The sequence below is a fragment of the Conservatibacter flavescens genome (assembly GCF_002795425.1).
GTDB classification, from domain to species: Bacteria; Pseudomonadota; Gammaproteobacteria; order Enterobacterales; family Pasteurellaceae; genus Conservatibacter; species Conservatibacter flavescens.
This window is the reverse complement of record NZ_PHHA01000008.1, coordinates 1-20208: the sequence shown is the minus strand read 5'-3', so window position 1 is coordinate 20208 and position 20208 is coordinate 1. Positions and strand designations below refer to the sequence as shown.

20 protein-coding genes, 1 tRNA gene and 1 pseudogene are annotated in these 20208 nt (G+C 40.0%); 9 read left to right on the top strand and 13 right to left on the bottom strand.

The window, feature by feature from the left end:
- The first annotated feature begins 4 nt into the window (after window positions 1-4).
- The 3 genes from CVP05_RS04735 (at window position 5) to CVP05_RS04725 (ending at window position 3109) form a co-directional block, all read left to right on the top strand.
- Window positions 5-1144, top strand: coding sequence for a glycerate kinase (locus tag CVP05_RS04735; protein ID WP_100288436.1), 1140 nt, complete (start codon window positions 5-7; stop codon window positions 1142-1144).
- A 295-nt stretch (window positions 1145-1439) separates the two neighbouring features.
- Window positions 1440-2786 carry a type II toxin-antitoxin system HipA family toxin gene (locus CVP05_RS04730; protein ID WP_100288435.1) on the top strand — a complete coding sequence of 449 codons (1347 nt, stop codon included), beginning with the start codon at window positions 1440-1442 and terminating at the stop codon, window positions 2784-2786.
- Window positions 2783-3109, top strand: coding sequence for a helix-turn-helix domain-containing protein (locus CVP05_RS04725; RefSeq protein ID WP_100288434.1), 327 nt, complete (start codon window positions 2783-2785; stop codon window positions 3107-3109). Before CVP05_RS04730 ends, CVP05_RS04725 begins: the two co-directional genes overlap by 4 nt.
- 40 nt (window positions 3110-3149) lie before the next feature.
- Here the strand turns inward: CVP05_RS04725 and rplS are convergent, their stop codons facing one another.
- From rplS to rlmN, 6 genes are all read right to left on the bottom strand, one after another.
- On the bottom strand, window positions 3150-3500 hold the full coding sequence (gene rplS, locus CVP05_RS04720; RefSeq protein WP_100288433.1) for a 50S ribosomal protein L19: 351 nt from the start codon (window positions 3498-3500) through the stop codon (window positions 3150-3152).
- A 32-nt stretch (window positions 3501-3532) separates the two neighbouring features.
- Window positions 3533-4270, bottom strand: a complete 738-nt coding sequence (gene trmD, locus CVP05_RS04715; protein ID WP_100288432.1) for a tRNA (guanosine(37)-N1)-methyltransferase TrmD — start codon at window positions 4268-4270, stop codon at window positions 3533-3535.
- Between the two features lie 51 nt (window positions 4271-4321).
- The gene (rimM, locus tag CVP05_RS04710; protein WP_100288431.1) at window positions 4322-4849 is read right to left on the bottom strand and encodes a ribosome maturation factor RimM; all 528 of its coding nucleotides are present in this window, start codon (window positions 4847-4849) and stop codon (window positions 4322-4324) included.
- A 27-nt stretch (window positions 4850-4876) separates the two neighbouring features.
- The gene (gene rpsP, locus CVP05_RS04705; RefSeq protein WP_100288430.1) at window positions 4877-5125 is read right to left on the bottom strand and encodes a 30S ribosomal protein S16; all 249 of its coding nucleotides are present in this window, start codon (window positions 5123-5125) and stop codon (window positions 4877-4879) included.
- A 149-nt stretch (window positions 5126-5274) separates the two neighbouring features.
- Window positions 5275-5838: a type IV pilus biogenesis/stability protein PilW gene (pilW, locus tag CVP05_RS04700; protein ID WP_100288429.1), complete on the bottom strand. Its 564-nt coding sequence runs from the start codon at window positions 5836-5838 to the stop codon at window positions 5275-5277.
- A gap of 21 nt (window positions 5839-5859) precedes the next feature.
- A complete protein-coding gene (gene rlmN, locus CVP05_RS04695) occupies window positions 5860-6996 on the bottom strand; it encodes a dual-specificity RNA methyltransferase RlmN (protein WP_100288428.1) in 1137 nt (378 codons plus the stop codon).
- A 249-nt stretch (window positions 6997-7245) separates the two neighbouring features.
- On the opposite strand from rlmN, the gene CVP05_RS04690 reads away from it, so the two are divergent.
- Entirely contained in the window at window positions 7246-8367 is a 1122-nt protein-coding gene (locus tag CVP05_RS04690) for an NADH-dependent flavin oxidoreductase (RefSeq protein ID WP_100288427.1), read from the top strand.
- A gap of 84 nt (window positions 8368-8451) precedes the next feature.
- On the opposite strand, the gene glnA is transcribed toward CVP05_RS04690, so the two are convergent.
- Window positions 8452-9870, bottom strand: a complete 1419-nt coding sequence (gene glnA / locus CVP05_RS04685; RefSeq protein WP_100288426.1) for a glutamate--ammonia ligase — start codon at window positions 9868-9870, stop codon at window positions 8452-8454.
- Window positions 9871-10153: 283 nt separating this feature from the next.
- Here glnA and typA point away from each other — a divergent pair, with 283 nt between their 5' ends.
- Complete coding sequence (gene typA, locus CVP05_RS04680) at window positions 10154-12007, top strand: translational GTPase TypA (RefSeq protein ID WP_100288425.1); 1854 nt, start codon at window positions 10154-10156, stop codon at window positions 12005-12007.
- A 114-nt stretch (window positions 12008-12121) separates the two neighbouring features.
- Here the strand turns inward: typA and CVP05_RS04675 are convergent, their stop codons facing one another.
- Window positions 12122-12802 carry a YtjB family periplasmic protein gene (locus CVP05_RS04675; protein WP_100288424.1) on the bottom strand — a complete coding sequence of 227 codons (681 nt, stop codon included), beginning with the start codon at window positions 12800-12802 and terminating at the stop codon, window positions 12122-12124.
- A gap of 91 nt (window positions 12803-12893) precedes the next feature.
- On the opposite strand from CVP05_RS04675, the pseudogene serB reads away from it, so the two are divergent.
- The 3 genes and pseudogenes from serB to CVP05_RS04660 form a co-directional block, all read left to right on the top strand.
- A pseudogene (gene serB, locus CVP05_RS04670) lies at window positions 12894-13751 on the top strand (phosphoserine phosphatase); the annotation flags it as partial.
- Between the two features lie 2 nt (window positions 13752-13753).
- Complete coding sequence (locus CVP05_RS04665; protein ID WP_100288422.1) at window positions 13754-14245, top strand: YajQ family cyclic di-GMP-binding protein; 492 nt, start codon at window positions 13754-13756, stop codon at window positions 14243-14245.
- A 3-nt stretch (window positions 14246-14248) separates the two neighbouring features.
- Complete coding sequence (locus tag CVP05_RS04660; RefSeq protein WP_100288421.1) at window positions 14249-14428, top strand: DUF5363 domain-containing protein; 180 nt, start codon at window positions 14249-14251, stop codon at window positions 14426-14428.
- A gap of 51 nt (window positions 14429-14479) precedes the next feature.
- Here CVP05_RS04660 and pyrG read toward each other — a convergent pair whose 3' ends face one another.
- The 4 genes from pyrG to CVP05_RS04640 form a co-directional block, all read right to left on the bottom strand.
- Window positions 14480-16108, bottom strand: coding sequence for a glutamine hydrolyzing CTP synthase (gene pyrG, locus CVP05_RS04655; protein WP_100288420.1), 1629 nt, complete (start codon window positions 16106-16108; stop codon window positions 14480-14482).
- Window positions 16109-16302: 194 nt separating this feature from the next.
- Window positions 16303-16388: transfer RNA gene (locus tag CVP05_RS04650), tRNA-Leu, on the bottom strand.
- A gap of 7 nt (window positions 16389-16395) precedes the next feature.
- The gene (gene secG / locus CVP05_RS04645) at window positions 16396-16740 is read right to left on the bottom strand and encodes a preprotein translocase subunit SecG (protein WP_100288419.1); all 345 of its coding nucleotides are present in this window, start codon (window positions 16738-16740) and stop codon (window positions 16396-16398) included.
- A 154-nt stretch (window positions 16741-16894) separates the two neighbouring features.
- Window positions 16895-18805: a DNA topoisomerase III gene (locus CVP05_RS04640; RefSeq protein WP_100288418.1), complete on the bottom strand. Its 1911-nt coding sequence runs from the start codon at window positions 18803-18805 to the stop codon at window positions 16895-16897.
- A 146-nt stretch (window positions 18806-18951) separates the two neighbouring features.
- Here CVP05_RS04640 and CVP05_RS04635 point away from each other — a divergent pair, with 146 nt between their 5' ends.
- The gene (locus tag CVP05_RS04635; RefSeq protein ID WP_100288417.1) at window positions 18952-19167 is read left to right on the top strand and encodes a YceK/YidQ family lipoprotein; all 216 of its coding nucleotides are present in this window, start codon (window positions 18952-18954) and stop codon (window positions 19165-19167) included.
- A gap of 18 nt (window positions 19168-19185) precedes the next feature.
- Here the strand turns inward: CVP05_RS04635 and CVP05_RS04630 are convergent.
- Window positions 19186-20208: glycosyltransferase family 2 protein (locus CVP05_RS04630; RefSeq protein WP_133118702.1), on the bottom strand; the 1023-nt coding region annotated here is incomplete at its 5' end.

Genomic DNA, 20208 nt, shown 5'->3' with positions numbered 1-20208 from the left:
TATGATGAAAATTGTGATTGCACCTGATTCTTTTAAGGAAAGTTTAACCGCACTTGAAGTGGCACAAGCCATTGAAACAGGGTTTAAACGGATTTTTCCTGAGGCGGAATATATATGCGTACCAATGGCAGATGGTGGCGAAGGCTCGGTGCAATCGCTTATTGATGCTACTCAAGGTTCACAACTTGAGGTTCAAGTCACTGCGCCATTAGGTGATACTGTGACAGGTTTTTTGGGGATCTCAGGCGATAAAAAAACGGCCTTTATTGAAATGGCTGCCGCTTCGGGTTTGCATTTAGTGCCACCAGAAGCGCGCAACCCTTTAAAAACCACAAGTTTTGGTACCGGAGAGTTAATTAAGAAAGCCCTTGATTTGGGTGTTGAAAAGATTATTTTAGGTATCGGTGGTAGTGCGACTAATGATGGCGGTGTCGGCATGCTACAGGCGTTAGGCGCAAGCTTTAAGGATCATAATCAGCGTGAACTTGGGTTTGGGGGAGAGCAGTTAGCCTATCTTGCTTATGTAGAATTAGGTGGCCTTGATCCTCGTTTAGCGACGGTTGAAATTGAAGTCGCTTGTGATGTGAGCAATCCTCTTTGTGGAAAGCTTGGGGCGACGGCGATTTTTGGTCCGCAAAAAGGCGCAACGGCTGAAATGCTGCCGATTTTGGATAAGGCATTAGCGCATTTTGCAGAAGTGGTAAAAACACACTATCAGCTTGACATCGCTCACCACGCAGGCGCAGGCGCGGCAGGAGGTATGGGGGCGGGATTGCTATTATTACCGAATGTAAAATTAAAAGCTGGGGTTGAAATCATTTTACAAGCGGTAAAATTAGCGGAAAAACTTAACCATGCGGATTTAGTGATTACTGGTGAAGGTAGAATGGATAGCCAAAGTATCGCCGGTAAAACACCGATTGGTGTCGCTAAATTGGCAAAACAGCGTCAACAGCGCGTGATTGCTATAGTCGGGTCTTTGCGAGAAGATTATGATGTGGTTTATCAACATGGGATTGATGCTGTCTTTCCGATTATTCGGCAGGTCTCCTCACTAGAAGATACGCTTAAACAGGGGCGTGAAAACCTAATTTCAACAGCAGAAAATATCGCACGCTTGATGCATTTAAGCAGAATGGCATAGATTACGGCGTAAAATTTTTGCTAGACACTGGGTGAAAGCTTTATCGTATAGGGCATTAACCCAGTTTTATCACATTCCATCTTACGGATATTGAGCTTGCGTATCACAAGAAAAGCAAAGCCACAAAGTTGTTTACGGTCTTATTTATATACTATCTGTATTCGTTTTTTTACCTCAAAATGAAGCTATTTGGCTATTTTCAAGTATAATCATTAGTGTTATTAATGTAACATATATCTTTCATTATTTAATCATATTGATTATAATGTGAGATATTTTACTCATAGGTAGATTTATGCAGCAATTAACGATTCAAGCTTTTATCCAGCAACAGTGGCAAGATATTGCGATTTTATTTTTTCCTGAAATAGATCAGGGGAATTATTCAAAAATGAAAGTGAATTATGTCGCTAAGCATATAGAACGTTATTTTTTAGAGGATAATGCTTGCGCCTTATCCTTAAATTATCCTGTGGATTTGTTTTTTGATGAACAAGAAAAACAGGGTTTACGTTTTTTAGATGATCTTATGCCAAGTGGGGCAAGTCGTCGTTATTGGTTAAAGTATTTGAATATTAGCCATTTACCTTATGATGAACAAAATTATTTATTATTAAAGCAAGTGACTATCGCACCGATCGGTAATCTCAGAGTAAAAGAAGCAACAATGGCGATTCAACCTGCGACCCAATTATTTGATATGGAGGAAGTCATTAATCGAGATGTTAATTTTCTTGAATATGCTCAACAAAATGGCGCGATGGCAGGTGGCGCAACGGGTGCGGGTGGAGAAGCACCAAAATTATTATTGCGTTGTAATTCACAACAAAAAGTGTGGATCGATAATTTACAAAATGGGCAATCTGATGATCAATACTATTTGGTGAAATATCCTAGAGGACAGCGTTTAGCCATTGATTGTGATATTTTACGTGCGGAATATCATTATTATGCGGAGCTACAAGCAATGGGCTTTAACACAATCAATACCGCGAATATGCGATTGATGGAGGGAGTCAATTATCCATCGCTTTGGTTACCTCGATTTGATGTGTGGTATTCATCTGACGGTAAAACGCAGCGTTATGCAATGGAATCCGTTTATTCTATTTTAAAGCGGGAAGCAGGGAGTTTGTTGGATCATAATCAAACGATTCGCTGTCTTATCGCTAAGATAGAAAATAGTAATATGGTGGCAAACGGTTTCAAATTTGACCGCACTTTGTTTGTTATTGAATGGGTCAAACGAGATTTACTGAATATTGCTTTTGGTAATAGTGATAACCATGGCCGTAATACCGCTTTCTTACGTGATAGAGATAGTATCCAACTTGCGCCTATTTACGATTTCGCGCCGATGAAGGCTGATCCGGAAGGCATTATTCGTTTAACTACGTGGAGCACTCAGGGTAAGCATCCTTTGGAACAGGGTGGACAATATAATTATGCTGCGATTATTGAATCATTATCTGATTTAGTTGAGCCGGAGGTGTTGTGGCAAGAGCTCAGAAAATTAGCTGCACAACTAGTAGATTTAAAGATGCGTTTAACCAAACGTGGCGTACCAAAATCTATTTTGACTTTTCCAAGTATCGGTTTTGACTATTTACCGGAGAAATTAACGCGTTGGGGATTGTTATGAGAAAGCGTGTTTCTGCTAAACATTTAACCACCGATGTCACCGCAAGACATCAAGTGCGGGCAGATATTTTAGGGCAGCTATTTTCTCAAAATATAACACAAGGTCAGGCTTTAAGATTATTGCGTTTGCGTTTACTCGGGTTTACCCAAGAGCGTTTTGCTCAGGTAACACATATTTCTCGTAAAACATTATCAGATTTAGAGAATGATCGAGGAAATTATAGTGTTGATATTGTTAATCAGGCATTTAAGCCTTTTGGCTTGAAGTTAACGATTGCCCCAGTGGATTTGATGTTAATGAAGCAAATATTAGAAAATAAATAAAGGGCAGATATTCTGCCCTTGGTCACCTTGAATAAGATGATTAATCACCCAAACGCTCTTTAATACGCGCTGATTTACCACTACGCTCACGTAAGTAGTAAAGTTTCGCTTTACGTACCGCACCTTTACGTTTTACTTTGATGCTGTCAATAACTGGTGAGTGAGTTTGGAACACACGCTCAACACCAACACCGTTGGAAATTTTGCGTAATGTAAATGCAGAATGCAAGCCACGGTTACGAATTGCAATAACCACACCTTCGAAAGCCTGTAAACGGCGTTTGCTACCTTCTACAACCCATACTTTAACTTCTAAAGTATCACCTGGGCGGAAGCTAGGTAGATTTTGTTTTAATTGTTCTTGTTCAAGTTGTTTGATGATGTTACTCATTGTAATTTCCTTTAAATCCTAGATTTAACTGATTATCTGTTATCCCGTTTAATTTGGGTTAACAGCTTATGTTGTTCGTCAGTCAGAGCTAGGCCTTCTAATAGCTCAGGACGTCTTCGCCATGTTCGCTCTAGGGATTGCTTTAATCGCCATTTGCGAATTTCTTCATGGTTGCCAGACATCAATACGGCAGGCACAGTTAAGCCGTCTAAGGTTTCAGGGCGTGTATAGTGAGGACAATCTAATAATCCTTCTGCAAAAGAATCTTCCTCTGCAGAGGCTTGTTTGCCTAATACACCAGGGATAAAACGTGCAACAGCATCAATTAACGCCATTGCTGGAATCTCCCCGCCCGTGAGAACATAATCTCCGATTGACCATTCTTCATCTATTTCTGTTTCGATCAATCGCTCATCAATACCTTCATAACGACCACAAACTAAAATTAATTTTTGATTTGTGGCAAGTTCGCGTACACCAGTTTGATTAAGCTTACGTCCTTGAGGCGAAAGATAAATAACCTTTGCCCCATCACCTGCCTGTTTTTTTGCGTGATGAATCGCATCTCGTAGAGGTTGTACCATCATTAACATTCCTGGCCCACCACCATAAGGGCGGTCGTCAACAGTTTTATGCTTATCATGGGTAAAATCTCTTGGATTTATACACCGCACTTCTAACAGTTCTTGTTTAACAGCTCGTCCAGTGACCCCAAATTCTGTAATTGCTTTGAACATTTCTGGGAATAGACTAATTATCCCAATCCACATAATAGATCCTTAGAATATATTATTGTCAAAGCGCACACAGTTAGCCTGAGGTTAGAAACCAGCGTCCCAATCCACTTCAATAGTTTTAGTGGTGAGATCGACTCTTTTAACTACTTGTTCATACAGAAACGGAATTAAGCGTTCCTGTTTTCCAAAAGCATCTTTTGTATTCGCGCGTACAACCAAGACATCATTTGAACCGGTTTCCATCATTTCCGCGACGGTCCCCATTGTGTAACCTTGTAAATTAACGACTTGGCAGCCAATTAAGTCATGCCAATAATAATCGCCCTCTTCCAAATCTGGAAATACAGCTAAATCGACGCCAATTTCAACATTGGAAAGGGTTTGTGCGGTTTCACGCTCGTCAACGTTTTTTAGTTTAACGATCAAATCGTTATTATGATAACGCCACGTTTCTAGTTCAGTTGGTTGCCATTGTCCTTTGATTTTGAGAAACCAAGGTTGATAGTCAAAAATGCTTTCAGCTTGTTCGGTTGATGAATACACACGTAGCCAACCACGAATGCCATAAGTGGAACCTAATTTTCCCACTACTTCAATACGTTGTTCGCTCATAGTTTTCACCTTTCAAATCGACAGCAATTAAGCTGCTTTTTTTGCTTCTTTTACTAATGCGCTTACGCGATCAGATAGGCTCGCACCTTTTTCTACCCAAGCATTAACACGGTCTAAGTCTAAACGTAAACGTTCAGCTTTACCTGCAGCTAATGGGTTGAAGAAACCGATACGCTCAATAAAACGGCCGTCACGTGGGCAGCGGCTGTCAGCAACAACGATTTGATAAAATGGGCGTTTTTTAGCTCCGCCACGAGATAAACGAATGGTTACCATAACCTTCCTCTAAGTGTTAAATAATAAAAGAAAAATTCCCTCGAAGGTGGGAATAATGCTTACTTTTTTCTCTGTATATATAGACAAAAAGCCTGAGGATTTTACTCTTTTTATAGAAAAAAGCAAGTAAAATCCCTTGCGGCGTGGGGTTATTTGGTTCGAGATTGTTGAAACAGTTGTGTTAATTTAGCGGCTCTTTCAGGCGCAATTTTTTCTAGTTGGGCTAAATTTTGTTGGAAAAGTGCGGTATTTTTTGCACTTAAATTACAGAGCGCAAGATTTTCATAAGTATCAGCTTGATGATAATAGTTTGGCGTATTTAATGCTTGCTGGAAACGTTGATAGGCTTGTTCAAATTCGCCTTGCCCACATAAAAATGCACCGTAATTATTCAGCACATCGCCTTGTTTGCTATCTAACTTAATCGCAGTGCGATAGGCGCTATCTGCTTTTTCTGTTTCACCTTGCATTTGGTAAAAATAAGCTAAGGCAGAATGGACTAAATAATAGTTTGGGGCATGGCTTAGGGCTTTGTCTAAATTTAATTTAGCTTGGGTTATGTTTTGTTGATGCAAATAGCCTAATCCCAATTCTATACGCGCTTTTGCAGCTTGTTGCTTATCAAAATCTGGCTCAGTTTGTTGAGAAACACAGGCGGATAAAAAAAGAGAAAAAAGGACCGCACTTTGTGTTTTAAAATTACGCTTAAACATTTTTTCTCCTTTTCTTTTTGCTTATTGCACTTGTACGGCAATATTTTCGCCAAACTGTTTTTTCATTGCGGTACGTTTTGTACGATCAATCACGTCCCCTGCAAGCTGCCCACAGGCGGCATCAATATCATCACCACGCGTTTTGCGCACGATCACGGTAAACCCATATTCCATAAGTGTTTTTTGGAAGCGATCAATTCGAGTATTCGAACTTTTTGCATAAGGCGCTTGTGGGAATGGATTCCATGGGATCAAGTTAATTTTACATGGTGTATTTTTTAACACTTGCGCTAACTGATGAGCATGCTCAATACTGTCATTAACATGATCCAACATCACATATTCAATAGTCACTTTACCATGGTTAGCATTGGATACGGATAAATAACGATTGACGGAGTCAATTAGGGTTTTGATGTTATATTTTTTATTTAATGGCACTAACTCATCACGCAGTTCATCATTCGGAGCATGTAAAGAAATCGCTAATGCCACATCAATTTTATCGCGTAAATTGTCTAATGCAGGTACAACACCGGAAGTTGACAGTGTGACACGACGTTTGGATAGCCCATAGGCAAAATCATCAAGCATTAATTCCATCGCAGGGACGACATTTGCCACATTAAGCAAGGGTTCACCCATACCCATCATGACGACATTCGTAATCGGGCGTACACCAGTCACGCCGAAATTACCAATGATTTTGGAGGCTCGCCATACTTGTCCGATAATTTCCGATACGGTTAAATTACGGTTAAAACCTTGTTGTGCGGTAGAACAGAAAGTACAAGCTAACGCACAGCCAACTTGGGACGACACGCATAATGTGGCGCGATCGGGTTCTGGGATATAAACAGTTTCAACTTGCTGATCGCCAACCTGCATAGCCCATTTGATTGTGCCGTCGGTTGAACGTTGTTCCACCGCGACCTCAGGCGCTTTAATTTCTGCGATAGATTTTAATTTTTCACGCAATACTTTGTTAATATTGGTCATATTGTCAAAATTGTCTTCACCAAAATGGTAAATCCATTTTACCAATTGATCCGCGCGAAATGGTTTTTCTCCAATTTCTGCAAAAAACTCACGCATTTGTTGGCGTGTTAAATTCATTAAATTAATTTTGTCTGACATATTCGCCTCGTTATTACACATTGTGGCAATACCGCATTTAAGAACGCTGAAAATCACCTGATAAAAAAATGAGCGGTGATTTTACTGATTTCGTTGCCATTAATCTAGCAGTTTTATGGACAAAGCAAAAATAAATCGAAAAAATGACCGCTCTTTTTGTGATGGTGATCGCAAAAGATAAAAATATCCTAGACATTTCTGACTTGAAAATATCAATTTGTCCTATATATTAGCCCATTATTTTCATTCTTAAACGATTAAGGATACTTTATGAACTCACTTTTCCAACCTTATGTGCTAAACAATGGCGTTGAAATTAAAAATCGCCTTGTAGTCGCACCGATGACCCATTATGGCTCCAATCCTGATGGTACATTAAGCCAAGAGGAACGTACATTTTTAGCAGAACGTGCGACAGATTTTGGATTATTTATTAGCGCAGCAACGCTAGTTTCACCTGAGGGCAAAGCATTTCCGGGACAGCCTTATGCTTTTGATGAAAGCCATTTACCGAGCTTGCGTGAAACGGCGAATCTGATTCATTCACAAGGCGCGAAAGCGATCTTACAAATTCATCATGGCGGTAATTTAGCCGTTGCAGAATTATTAGATAGCGGCGAAACCGTTGCACCATCAGCAACAGATAAATCTCGCGAATTAACCTCAGAGGAGGTTGAGGCGCTGGTTCATGCTTATGCAAAAGCGGCAGACTTGGCGATACAAGCCGGATTTGATGGTGTGGAAATTCATGGCGCGAATAACTATTTAATTCAACAATTTGTTTCGGCCGAAACCAACCGTCGTCAAGATCAATGGGGAGGCAGTTTGGAAAATCGCCTGCGTTTTCCATTGGCGATTGTGGATGCGGTGGTTGCGGTTAAAACTCGTCATCAGCGTGCTGATTTTATTGTGGGTTATCGTTTTTCACCGGAAGAGCCTTATGAACATGGCATCACAATGGTCGATACCTTTGCATTAATTGATGCTTTAACTGAAAAACCATTGCAATATTTACACGTGTCTCTGTGGGATTTTTACAAGAAAGTGCGTCGTGGTGGGGATACAGCGCGGACACGCATGGCGCAAATTCATGAGCGAATTGCTGGTAAATTACCATTAATTGGTGTGGGAAATTTATTAAGTGGCGAGCAAATTCGAGGAGCGTTAAATAGCGGTTGGGCAGAGTTTATTGCAGTGGGAAAAGCCGTATTAATCAATCCTAATTTAGCGACTTTATTGAAAAATAAACAAGATGATTTGATTGAGACGACAATTGATCCAGAACGAGCTGATCATTACGGTTTGCCAGACAATTTGTGGCAGCAACAATTAAAAGGTCTTGCGTATTTACCGCCTTTAAAAGGAGTAGATTGGAAGCCGGTTGATATTTAATTTCAATTAAGCGGTTTAATCAAATAGCGGTCATTATTCAAAAAGAGAAAACTTAAAGAAAAATGACCGCACTTTCTACGTTAATTAAGCATAATACATTTCAAATTCTACCGGATGCGGTGTCATATTGAGACGTTCTACTTCTTTACGCTTCATCGCAACATAGGCTTCAACAAATTCTTTGCTAAATACGCCACCTTGCGTTAAGAACTCATAGTCTTGTTCAAGGGCATCAAGGGCTTCACCTAAAGAACTTGCAACAGCAGGGATATCTTTTAATTCTTCTGGAGGAAGATCATAAAGATTTTTATCCATGGCATCGCCTGGGTGAATTTTGTTGATGACCCCATCTAAGCCAGCCATTAAAAGTGCTGCGAAAGCTAAATATGGGTTCGCTAAAGGATCAGGGAAGCGCGCTTCTACACGGGTAGCTTTTGGTGATGTTACTGCTGGAATACGAATCGAAGCAGAACGATTACTTGCAGAATAAGCGAGTAATACGGGCGCTTCAAAACCCGGTACTAAACGTTTATAAGAGTTAGTGCTTGGGTTCGTGAAAGCATTTAGGGCTTTGGCATGTTTGATTATGCCACCAATGTAGTAGAGTGCAGTTTCAGAAAGACCCGCATATTTGTCTCCCATAAACACATTTTTACCGTCTTTGCTTAAGGACATATTACAGTGCATGCCTGAACCATTATCGCCGGTAATCGGTTTTGGCATAAAGCAAGCGGTTTTACCATGTTCATAAGCAACGTTTTGTACCACATATTTATAGATTTGAGTTTCGTCTGCTTTGAGGGTTAATGAGTTGAATTTAGTCGCAATTTCATTTTGTCCTGCCGTAGCCACTTCGTGATGGTGCGCTTCAATCACTAAGCCCATTTCTTCTAAAATTAAACACATTTCAGAACGAATATCATGGGCGGTATCATTTGGCGCAACGGCACAATAACCGCCTTTTTTTAATGGACGATAAGCTTTATTACCCTCTTCATAGCGTTTGTTGGTATTCCATGCCGCTTCAATATCATCGACTTCATAGCTATTGCCATTCATGCTTACATTGAAACGCACATCATCAAACAAGAAAAACTCAGGTTCAGGACCAAACAATACACTGTCGGCAATGCCAGTTGATTTTAAATAATTTTCTGCACGTGTAGCAATAGAACGCGGATCGCGATCATACATTTTCATGGTCGTCGGTTCGTAAATGCTACAGCGGATAGAAAGGGTAGGGATTTGAGCGAAAGGGTCAACAACGGCAGTTTCTGGAATTGGCATTAACAACATGTCGGCTTTGTTAATGGTCTTCCATCCTTCCACGCTTGAACCATCGAACATTTTACCTTCCTCGAATAAATCTTCATCAATTAGACTTACTGGTAGGGAAACACCGTGTTCTTTGCCTTTGATATCGGTGAAGCGAAGAAGGACAAATTTAATGTCGTTTTCTTCAATTAAAGTGAATATGTTGTCAATCGCAACTGCGTTTGTCATGAAATGTCCTCTAAAAATGAAAATAAAATCACTTATATATTCTAGCTGATTTTTTGTTAAAGTTTAATAGGGCTATGAGTTTTTATTTGTTTTTTGTGATATGGGTGAATTTTATTTAATCATATCGGAATTTTTTTATATTTTTTATAAATCACGATGGGGTATGATATTTTTCACAAAATTTTTTTCTCTTATTTCTAAAAAAATTGTATAATCTGCAACCTTTTTAGACAAAAACGTCGAATCCAAGACGGATACCTCACTCACAGAAAGAATGTTTTAAATGAAAAATGAATTAGATATTAGTAAATTGCGGAATATTGCAATTATTGCACACGTTGACCATGGTAAAACTACCCTTGTTGACAAATTATTACAGCAATCTGGCACGTTAGAAGCGGCTCGTAATGGTGATCAAAATGAACGAGTTATGGATTCTAATGATTTAGAAAAAGAACGTGGTATTACGATTTTAGCCAAAAATACCGCAATTAATTGGAATGATTATCGGATTAATATTGTTGATACACCAGGACACGCGGATTTTGGTGGAGAAGTAGAGCGTGTTTTGTCAATGGTGGATTCTGTATTATTAGTGGTTGATGCTTTTGATGGCCCAATGCCACAAACTCGATTCGTGACCCAAAAAGCGTTTGCCCATGGTTTGAAACCCATTGTGGTGATTAATAAAGTCGATCGTCCAGGCGCACGCCCTGATTGGGTAGTCGATCAAGTATTTGATCTATTTGATAATTTAGGCGCTACAGATGAACAGCTAGATTTCCCTATTGTATACGCTTCAGCATTAAATGGGGTTGCAGGCTTAGAGCATGATGATTTGGCTGAAGATATGACACCATTATTCGAAGCGATTGTGAAATATGTTGCCGCGCCAAATGTTGAGCTAGATGCGCCATTCCAAATGCAAATTTCACAGCTTGACTACAATAATTATGTGGGTGTTATCGGTATTGGCCGTATCAAACGCGGAGCTGTAAAACCAAATCAACAAGTGACAATTATTGATAGTGAAGGGAAAACACGTAACGGCAAAGTTGGACAAGTGCTAGGACATTTAGGCTTAGATCGTTTTGAGGAAGACATTGCACGCGCGGGCGATATTATTGCGATTACTGGTTTAGGTGAGTTAAATATTTCTGATACTATCTGTGATGTGAATAATGTTGAAGCGTTGCCAGCACTGACTGTAGATGAACCCACTGTAACCATGTTCTTCTGTGTTAACACCTCTCCATTCTGCGGTAAAGAAGGGAAATATGTCACATCACGTCAAATTCTAGAGCGTTTAAATAAAGAATTGGTTCATAATGTGGCGTTGCGTGTAGAAGAAACGGCGAATCCAGATGAGTTTAAAGTATCTGGGCGAGGTGAGCTGCATCTTTCTGTATTAATTGAAAATATGCGCCGTGAAGGTTATGAATTAGCGGTGTCTCGTCCGAAGGTGATTTATCGTGAAATTGACGGCCGTAAACAAGAGCCCTTTGAGCAAGTGACGATTGATATTGAAGAACAACATCAAGGTGCAGTCATGGAGGCTTTAGGGATTCGTAAAGGCGAAGTGAAAGATATGATTCCAGATGGCAAAGGTCGCACGCGTTTAGAATATGTGATTCCTAGTCGTGGCTTAATCGGTTTCCGTAATGAATTTATGACTATGACATCGGGAACCGGTTTATTATATTCTAGCTTTAGCCATTATGATGATGTGAAGCCAGGTGAGATTGGTCAGCGTAAAAATGGTGTGTTGATTTCGAATGCTGCGGGTAAAGCGTTAGCGTATGCATTATTTGGTCTACAAGAGCGTGGTAAGTTAATGATTGATCATGGGGTTGAAGTGTATGAAGGACAAATTATTGGTATTCATTCACGCTCTAATGATTTAACGGTAAATTGCTTACAAGGTAAAAAGCTCACGAACATGCGTGCGTCGGGCAAAGATGATGCAATTGTACTAACTACACCCGTCAGAATGTCATTAGAACAAGCCTTAGAGTTTATTGATGATGATGAGCTTGTGGAAGTCACGCCAACGTCTATTCGTGTGCGTAAAAAATTACTGACAGAAGTCGAACGTAAGCGCGCAAATCGGACAACGACAAGCACCAGTACACAATAAGCGTTTATTAAATGAGAAAGTGCGGTAGAAAATGAAAATTTTTTACCGCACTTTTTGTTTTGTCGCGACTCATGCCTATTCTATATTAAATTTTAAGCTTGGTTATGGTAGCGATTATTTATGCAACTTTCTCCGTTTGCGATGAAATTGTAAGCTGGGTTTTTGTTTTGAGATTTTTGGGGTCTTATTTGGTGTAACCGTAAGATCTGAGCGTTTAACACGGCGATAATGACTGAGGAAATAGTGGAGGCTGCTTGCAAATAATACGCCTACAAGAAACACAACAATCATCTCGCCATATAGTTGGTGGAAAAGTTGGTTAATTTTATGTTGTGTGGTTTGTCCATATTGCGAGTCAAACGTTACGCGCAAGAAGCCCACAACACCGCTTGGAGAATAAATAGTTTCAACAATTTGTTGGGTGTTTTGTTGTTCGGAAGCATCTAAACCCAGTTGATATCGAATATCTAGCGTATTATGGCTTTGGGCTAATAATTCACCATTATTATTATACAGTGAAGCATCAAGTACAAAATCTTCTTGAGTGAAATTATCTAAATTTTCAGTGAGTTGTTCTAGCTTAGTATCATCATTAGCCAGTAACATGGAATAAAGGTTTGCTTGCTGGCGAACTAATAGATGAGATAAATTAGAGACTTGGTTTATACTGGCAAGTTGTGAGCTAATTTTAAATTGTTGTATACCGACTAGGATAATAACAAGAATCCCTGCGCATAATAATAAAATCACTAGCATTAAAATCGCTTTCATGATTTTTTGAGTAATAAATGCCAAGTTTTTTGCTCCCAAATTTCAATTTATGTTAGTATCATGAGCATTGTAGCCTAAGTTTGTCAAAATCAATACAGGAATTTTTATGTCATATTTTATTGTTTACGCACCGCAATTAGAACAACAAAAATTTGAGACTTTTCAACAAAAGTGCGGTCAATTTTTTGAAATTTCTCAGGGTTGGGAAATCGGACAAAATCAAGTGTGGCTCATTGAACATGAATATCAACCCGCGTGGCTGGATTTTGCTCATGAATTAAATTGGGATATTGCACCTTTGAATTTTGCCGCGCGCTTGGGACAGCCGGGATTGTTGGTCATGGATATGGACTCTACAGCAATTCAAATTGAATGTATTGATGAAATCGCTAAATTAGCGGGGACAGGAGAATTAGTGTCTTCAATTACCGCACAAGCCATGCGTGGTGAATTAGATTTTGAGCAAAGTTTACGCCGTCGAGTGGGGACGTTAAAAGGGGCGCCAGAGACAATTTTACAACAGGTGCGAGACCAACTTCCCTTAATGCCAGGATTGGAAGACACGATTGTAGAGTTAAAAAAGCATGGGTGGAGACTAGCAATTGCTTCAGGCGGCTTTACTTATTTTGCGGATTACTTGAAAACGCGTTTAGGTTTAGATTATGCGGTATCTAATCAATTAGAAATTATTGATGGTAAGTTAACAGGCAATGTACAAGGCGATGTTGTGACTGCGCAATATAAAGCAGATACTTTATTGGCATTAGCAAAACAATATGGTATTGAACAGGCAAATACAGTCGCAATTGGTGATGGTGCTAATGATTTAACGATGATGTCTGTAGCGGGTCTTGGAGTGGCATTACATGCGAAACCTAAAGTGCAACAACAAGCAAAAATTGTGGTAAACTTTGCTGATTTTAGTGGACTTTTATGTCTTTTAAGTGCCAATGATCGAATAAAAGGAGAATAAGCATGCCGTCATTTGATATAGTATCTGAAATTACATTGCATGAAGTGCGCAATGCGGTGGAGAATGCAAATCGTGATTTAAGCAATCGTTATGATTTTCGTGGCGTGGAAGCCAGTATTGAATTAAATGAGAAAAATGAAACCATTAAGGTTGCGACGGAATCTGATTTTCAATTAGAGCAACTTATTGATATTTTGCGTAATGCTTGTGTGAAGCGCAATATTGAATCGAATTCGTTAGATATTCCGGCGAATTATGAGCATAGTGGTAAAACCTATAGCAAGGAAATTAAGCTAAAACAGGGAATCGAAACCGACATGGCAAAAAAAATTACCAAGTTGATTAAAGATTCTAAAATTAAGGTACAAGCACAAATTCAAGGAGAACAAGTGCGAGTAACCGGCAAATCGCGAGATGATTTACAAGCGGTGATTCAATTAGTGAAAAATGCTGAATTAGGGCAACCGTTCCAATTCAATAATTTTAGGGATTAAATCATGAATGAAGAAGCGAAAAAAACTGATGGAAACAGCCAAAAGAAAAGTTGGTTTAGACGCGCTTTAGAAAAGTATGATCAATTTTGCAAAGAGGCTGGAATTGATGATGGAGCATGTCGTAGTTGTATGCCGATTGTGAAAGCAGATGAAAACGGTAACAAAGGCAAATCATCTGTGTAAATAAACCCATATTTTTAAAGCCACTCATTTGAGTGGCTTTAGTATTTCAGCTTACTTGCCTCGATTTTCTTTCGCGGCTTTCACAAATCCTTCGAATAATGGGTGGCCATCACGTGGGGTGGAGGTGAATTCCGGGTGGAATTGACATGCCACAAACCAAGGGTGATTTGGCACTTCGATGATTTCCACTAATTTACGATCTGCCGATAAGCCTGTAACTTTTAAGCCAGCCGCCTCCACTTGTGGGCGTAAATTATTGTTCACTTCGTAGCGATGGCGATGACGCTCTTCAATGGTTTCTTTACCGTATAACTCGCGAGCTTTTGAACCCTCAATTAAATGACAAGGTTGAGCGCCTAAACGCATTGTACCGCCCAAATCAGAATCATCGGAACGTTTTTCTGTATTACCGTCGGCATCTTGCCATTCGGTGATTAAACCAATGACAGGTTGGCTACAAGTGCGGTCGAATTCTGAAGAATTTGCTTCTTTTAACCCTGCGACATTTCGAGCATATTCAATAAAGGCAACTTGCATACCTAAACAAATCCCTAAATATGGCACATTGTTTTCACGGGCATATTGTGCTGTGCGGATTTTGCCTTCTACACCACGATAACCAAAACCGCCTGGCACTAAAATTCCGTCAACGCCTTTTAATACTTCAATGCCTTTGCTTTCAACATCTTCTGAGTCGATGTATTTAATTGTGACGGCTAAACGGTTTTTAAGACCCGCATGTTTTAACGCTTCGTTGACGGATTTATAGGCATCTGGCAATTCAGTGTATTTACCTACCATACCAATGGTCACTTCACCGGTTGGGTTGGCTTCTTGATATAATACCTGCTCCCATTCACTTAAATCCGCCTCTGGGCAAGTTAAATGAAAACGGTCACAAATGTATTGGTCTAACCCCTGTGATTTCAACATCGCAGGAATTTGGTAAATAGAATTAGCATCTTTCAGAGAAATCACAGCGCGCTCTGAAACATTACAGAATAAAGCTATTTTTGCTCTTTCGTTTGGCGGGATCATGCGATCTGAACGACAAACTAATACATCCGGCTGAATACCAATAGATAATAATTCTTTTACTGAGTGTTGGGTAGGTTTGGTTTTCACTTCACCTGCGGTAGGAATATACGGCACAAGGGTTAAGTGCATAAATAATGTGCGTTCTCTTCCGACTTGTACGGCAAGTTGGCGCAAAGCTTCCAGGAATGGTAATGATTCAATATCACCTACTGTGCCACCTACTTCAATAATGGCCACATCATGACCGGCAGCGCCGTCAATCACACGAGCTTTGATTTCATTAGTGATGTGAGGGATAACCTGAATAGTTGCACCAAGATAATCGCCACGACGTTCTTTGCGTAATACTTCGGAATAAATTTTGCCCGTAGTGAAGTTATTGCGTTTTGTCATTTTAGTACGGATAAAACGCTCATAGTGACCTAAGTCTAAATCTGTTTCAGCACCGTCTTGGGTCACAAATACTTCGCCATGTTGGGTTGGGCTCATTGTACCGGGATCGACATTGATATAAGGATCGAGTTTCATCATGGTCACATTAAGACCACGCGCTTCAAGAATCGCAGCTAAAGAGGCTGCTGCAATGCCTTTACCAAGCGAAGATACGACACCGCCCGTTACAAAAATATAATTTGTTGCCATTGTGAAACCTAATATTCTATGTGAATTGAAAGAAAATAGAGAGATACGTCATGGGAAAATCGAAAAGAAAACATCAATTTGCCCAAGTATCAGGACGGGATCGTAGTTTACAGTAAATAGGGAAGAAACTCAATTTTTAAATGCGGCTGGGGGCAATAAAAAAGCCTTAACGAATATGTTAAGGCTTTGATATTTGGTGCACTTGGAGGGACTTGAACCCTCACGTCCTATGGACACTACCCCCTCAAGATAGCGTGTCTACCAATTCCACCACAAGTGCAAATGGATTATTGTGGAATATCACTATTTTTATTTTCTAAACTCGGCACATCTGATTTATTTTGTTCTATTTGCTCAGCGGCTTGAGATAAATCATCAAATGTACTTTGTTGAACATTGTTTCGATGTGAATTGATATTGCCGATAACAATGCTGATTCCAAAAAAGGCAATCGCTAAAATAGCCGTGGTGCGCGATAAAAAATTACCAGAACCGGCCGAACCGAAGACCGTGCCTGATGCGCCCGCACCGAATGATGCACCCGTGTCCGCACCTTTACCTTGTTGAATTAAGATAAATGCGATTAATACCACAGATACAATTAAATAAATGATTAATAACGCTTGATACATTATGTTTACTCTTTTACAAGAATGAATAGAATAATGAACAATATGTTCTAGGGGGTGAATGATAGCGAAAGCCTGAGTACTTCGCAAGCGGTTTTCTTTCTCAATTCATTAACTGTTGTTATTTTGAGCAAAGTTTGTTCGGTATAAAAACGTTTTATTTTTTCACCGCACTTTTCTTTGCGACTTTGTTCGCTTTATTCGGGCTTTTGATTTGCTTTAAATTGCGTAGGGCATTGAAATTAGCATAACCGACTAAATCAGGTAGCATGTGTAGCAAGTCTCCCATAAATTGTTGATAAGTCGTTTGTTTTTGACTAATTCCGGTTAACTGGGATTCCCAATGGGCAGTCATATCCGGTTGGGTTGCAATATCCGGTAACGCCTGAATTAAAATACGCCCAGCTTCGCTACTGTGGATATTACGTCCTTTTTTGTATAAAAAACCGCGTTTAAAGAGTAACTCAATGATGCCGGCACGGGTTGCTTCTGTCCCTAATCCATCGGTTTCACGCAGGATTTTTTTGAGTCCTTTATCTTGAACAAAACGCGCAATACCGGTCATTGCAGAAAGTAAGGTGGCATCGGTAAAGGGTTTAGGGGGTTGTGTTTTTTTACTGATGATTTCGCCTTTTTCGCAATGTAAAATTTGTCCTTTTTTGACGATGGGCAGTAATGGCTCCTGTTGTTCGTCTTCATCTTCTTTGCCCCAAAGTTGTTTCCAGCCTGCGGTTTGTAGGTTACGCGCTTGAGCGATAAATGTACCACCTGCAATCGTTAGGGTTATTTTGCTTTTGCGATATTCAGCATCGGGACAAAATTGCATTAAATATTGGCGCGCAATAAGGGTATAAATAGCAAGTTCATTATGTGACAAGCTAATATTACGCATATTGGCTGTGGGAATGATGGCGTGGTGCGCTTCCACTTTTTTATCATTCCAGCAGCGGTTTTTCCGTTGATGATCGACAATTTGTGGCAGTGGTTGGTATAGACTAACTCGGTTAGAAATCGCTTTTAACACTGCCATTCGCTCTCCAAAATGCTCTTCTGGCAAATAACGGCAATCGGAACGAGGATAGGTGATGACTTTGTGGGTTTCATATAGGCGCTGGCAAATGTCCAATACATCTTGCGCAGACATACCGAAACGCTTTGCGGCATCTATTTGTAACGCCGATAAAGAATAGGGAAGAGGAGCAGTTTCTTTTTCGCGCTTATCTATATAATCTGAGACTTCTGCGGGTTGGCCGGTAATACGTTTAACCACGTTTTCAGCCAGCCCTTGCGACAGAACACGTCCGTCGTCATCTTGATAATCCTCACAGGCTTTGCTTGGCTGCCAAAGTGCGGTAAATTTTTGTGGATTTTCTTCTTGTGTATGCACATGCGCGAGTACTTCAAAGAAATCTTTCGGTTGAAAATGTTCAATATCTAAGTCACGGCGTACTATCAGACCTAATACAGGGGTTTGTACGCGCCCAACAGACAGCACACCATCATACCCCGCTTGTCGTCCGCGAATGGTAAAGGCTCTGGTCATATTGATACCATATAACCAATCAGCACGGGCACGAGCTAAGGCTGAAGTCGCAAGTGGGACAAAATTTCGGTTTGGTTGCAGTTTTTTGATGGCTTTTTCGACAGCGTTGGGGTTAAGATCGCTGATTAAACAACGCTGAATTGCAGCGTGTTTTTCTGTTGGTATTTCGAGATAATTAAACACCTCATCAATCAATAGTTGCCCTTCTCGATCTGGGTCGCCAGCATTGATTAATTCATCAGCCTGTTCAATCAGTTTACGGATAACGCCTAATTGTTTTGCGGTTTCTTTTTTAGGGACTAATTGCCATTTTTCCGGTACGATAGGCAAATGCTCTAATCGCCATTGCTTAAAGGCGGGATTGTAAACATCGGGTTCGGCTTGTTCTAAAAGATGGCCGATACACCATGTGACATAATCGTTCTCGCCACACTTAATAAAACCGTCACCGCGTTGGTGTGGTTTAGGGAGAACATCCGCAATGGCACGTCCAAGACTTGGTTTTTCAGCTATAAATAATCGCATAACAATCCGGTTTCCAAAAAGAGCGGTAGATTTTACCGCACTTTTTGAGAAATTCCAGCATTATGACAAAAGTTTGTATTGTTTAAATTGTTGGTATTTCTTGTAATATAATGAAAGAATGGTATCGAAAAAGAGGTTTGATAGAGATGAAAAAAATATGGCTAATTTTTACCGCACTTTGGGGGCTAAGCGGTTGTGGCACGATTGTTACGTTAGTTGATCCAACAGAAAATTATACGGCTTATGCTGGTGTGCGTTACGATCTTGAAATGGCGAAGCGTTGGGGCTTGCCTATTTTGGATTTACCCCTGTCTTTTTTACTAGATACGGCGTTATTGCCCTATATTTGGGCGCAGGAATAAATCCGTTAGTCAGCTGATTTATGCATTGGGCGGGTTAACGAGTTTACGGCGAAATACTTTTTTTATCTCTTCAAATAAAGGATTGTGATGATTACGCTGGGCAATATTCAAGGCCTCATAGAGCTGCAATAAACCAAATAATTCAAGGGTAAGCTTCTCATCAACTTCTTGCTTAGTCTCCTCATCAAAAGACAGATAGCTATGAAAGGCATTGGTCAAGCAGATAAGTCCTAATAATGCAATATTTGCACGGATAGTGGGTGGAAAATCGTGCTGTAATAAATAACGTAATATTGCGTTTTTTGTGTCAAGGAAAGCACAAAATGTTGTTGAGGTATTGGATAGGTTAACTGCACTATTATGACGCCAGCGATAAAAATAGAATAATTCACTTGTTTCAATAATGGTACATTCTTGACGGGTTAAGGCCTGTATCACAAATAATACGTCTTCGGCATGCGTTAACTTTTCATCAAATACAATATTGTGGGTGCGCAAATAGTTTGTGCAATAAATATGAGTCCATAATTCTACGGCGAAGTGATGTTGGACTAATGCATCAATATAAATGAGAGAAGAGGTGACTTCCATATAATGAGCGCATTTTATACAGTCTTGATAGATGGCTGTAGCGGTTGCTTTCACTTTGGGAAGGGCTTGGGCAAAAATCGCTTCTTCTTTTTCCCACATCGCAGCGCCTTTCAGTATGACCGCATTATGTTGTTTCATGGCCTCAATATATTCTCGGAAATGTAGTTGACCGACCAAATAGTCATCAGAATCAATAAAATAAATATAGCGACCGGTGGCAAGGTGTATGCCTTTATTACGAGCATGAGAAACGCCGCGATTTTCTTGTGTAATCACTCGGATAAAAGGAAAACGATTGGCGTAACGGGTTAAGATATTGGCGCTATCATCTGTTGAACCATCATTGATGACGATGATTTCTTTATTGATATCTTGTTGAATAATGCTATCTAAACACTGTGCCAGATATTTGGCTGTATTGTAGACAGGTACAATAAAGGTTATATCATA

What these genes read in the sequence shown, in the direction of transcription:
- CVP05_RS04735 (WP_100288436.1), top strand. Translation starts at nt 5, where the DNA reads ATGAAAATTGTGATTGCACCTGATTCTTTTAAGGAAAGTTTAACCGCA.
- CVP05_RS04730 (WP_100288435.1), top strand. Translation starts at nt 1,440, where the DNA reads ATGCAGCAATTAACGATTCAAGCTTTTATCCAGCAACAGTGGCAAGAT.
- CVP05_RS04725 (WP_100288434.1), top strand. Translation starts at nt 2,783, where the DNA reads ATGAGAAAGCGTGTTTCTGCTAAACATTTAACCACCGATGTCACCGCA.
- rplS (WP_100288433.1), bottom strand. Translation starts at nt 3,500, where the DNA reads ATGAGTAACATCATCAAACAACTTGAACAAGAACAATTAAAACAAAAT.
- trmD (WP_100288432.1), bottom strand. Translation starts at nt 4,270, where the DNA reads ATGTGGATTGGGATAATTAGTCTATTCCCAGAAATGTTCAAAGCAATT.
- rimM (WP_100288431.1), bottom strand. Translation starts at nt 4,849, where the DNA reads ATGAGCGAACAACGTATTGAAGTAGTGGGAAAATTAGGTTCCACTTAT.
- rpsP (WP_100288430.1), bottom strand. Translation starts at nt 5,125, where the DNA reads ATGGTAACCATTCGTTTATCTCGTGGCGGAGCTAAAAAACGCCCATTT.
- pilW (WP_100288429.1), bottom strand. Translation starts at nt 5,838, where the DNA reads ATGTTTAAGCGTAATTTTAAAACACAAAGTGCGGTCCTTTTTTCTCTT.
- rlmN (WP_100288428.1), bottom strand. Translation starts at nt 6,996, where the DNA reads ATGTGTAATAACGAGGCGAATATGTCAGACAAAATTAATTTAATGAAT.
- CVP05_RS04690 (WP_100288427.1), top strand. Translation starts at nt 7,246, where the DNA reads ATGAACTCACTTTTCCAACCTTATGTGCTAAACAATGGCGTTGAAATT.
- glnA (WP_100288426.1), bottom strand. Translation starts at nt 9,870, where the DNA reads ATGACAAACGCAGTTGCGATTGACAACATATTCACTTTAATTGAAGAA.
- typA (WP_100288425.1), top strand. Translation starts at nt 10,154, where the DNA reads ATGAAAAATGAATTAGATATTAGTAAATTGCGGAATATTGCAATTATT.
- CVP05_RS04665 (WP_100288422.1), top strand. Translation starts at nt 13,754, where the DNA reads ATGCCGTCATTTGATATAGTATCTGAAATTACATTGCATGAAGTGCGC.
- CVP05_RS04660 (WP_100288421.1), top strand. Translation starts at nt 14,249, where the DNA reads ATGAATGAAGAAGCGAAAAAAACTGATGGAAACAGCCAAAAGAAAAGT.
- pyrG (WP_100288420.1), bottom strand. Translation starts at nt 16,108, where the DNA reads ATGGCAACAAATTATATTTTTGTAACGGGCGGTGTCGTATCTTCGCTT.
- secG (WP_100288419.1), bottom strand. Translation starts at nt 16,740, where the DNA reads ATGTATCAAGCGTTATTAATCATTTATTTAATTGTATCTGTGGTATTA.
- CVP05_RS04640 (WP_100288418.1), bottom strand. Translation starts at nt 18,805, where the DNA reads ATGCGATTATTTATAGCTGAAAAACCAAGTCTTGGACGTGCCATTGCG.
- CVP05_RS04635 (WP_100288417.1), top strand. Translation starts at nt 18,952, where the DNA reads ATGAAAAAAATATGGCTAATTTTTACCGCACTTTGGGGGCTAAGCGGT.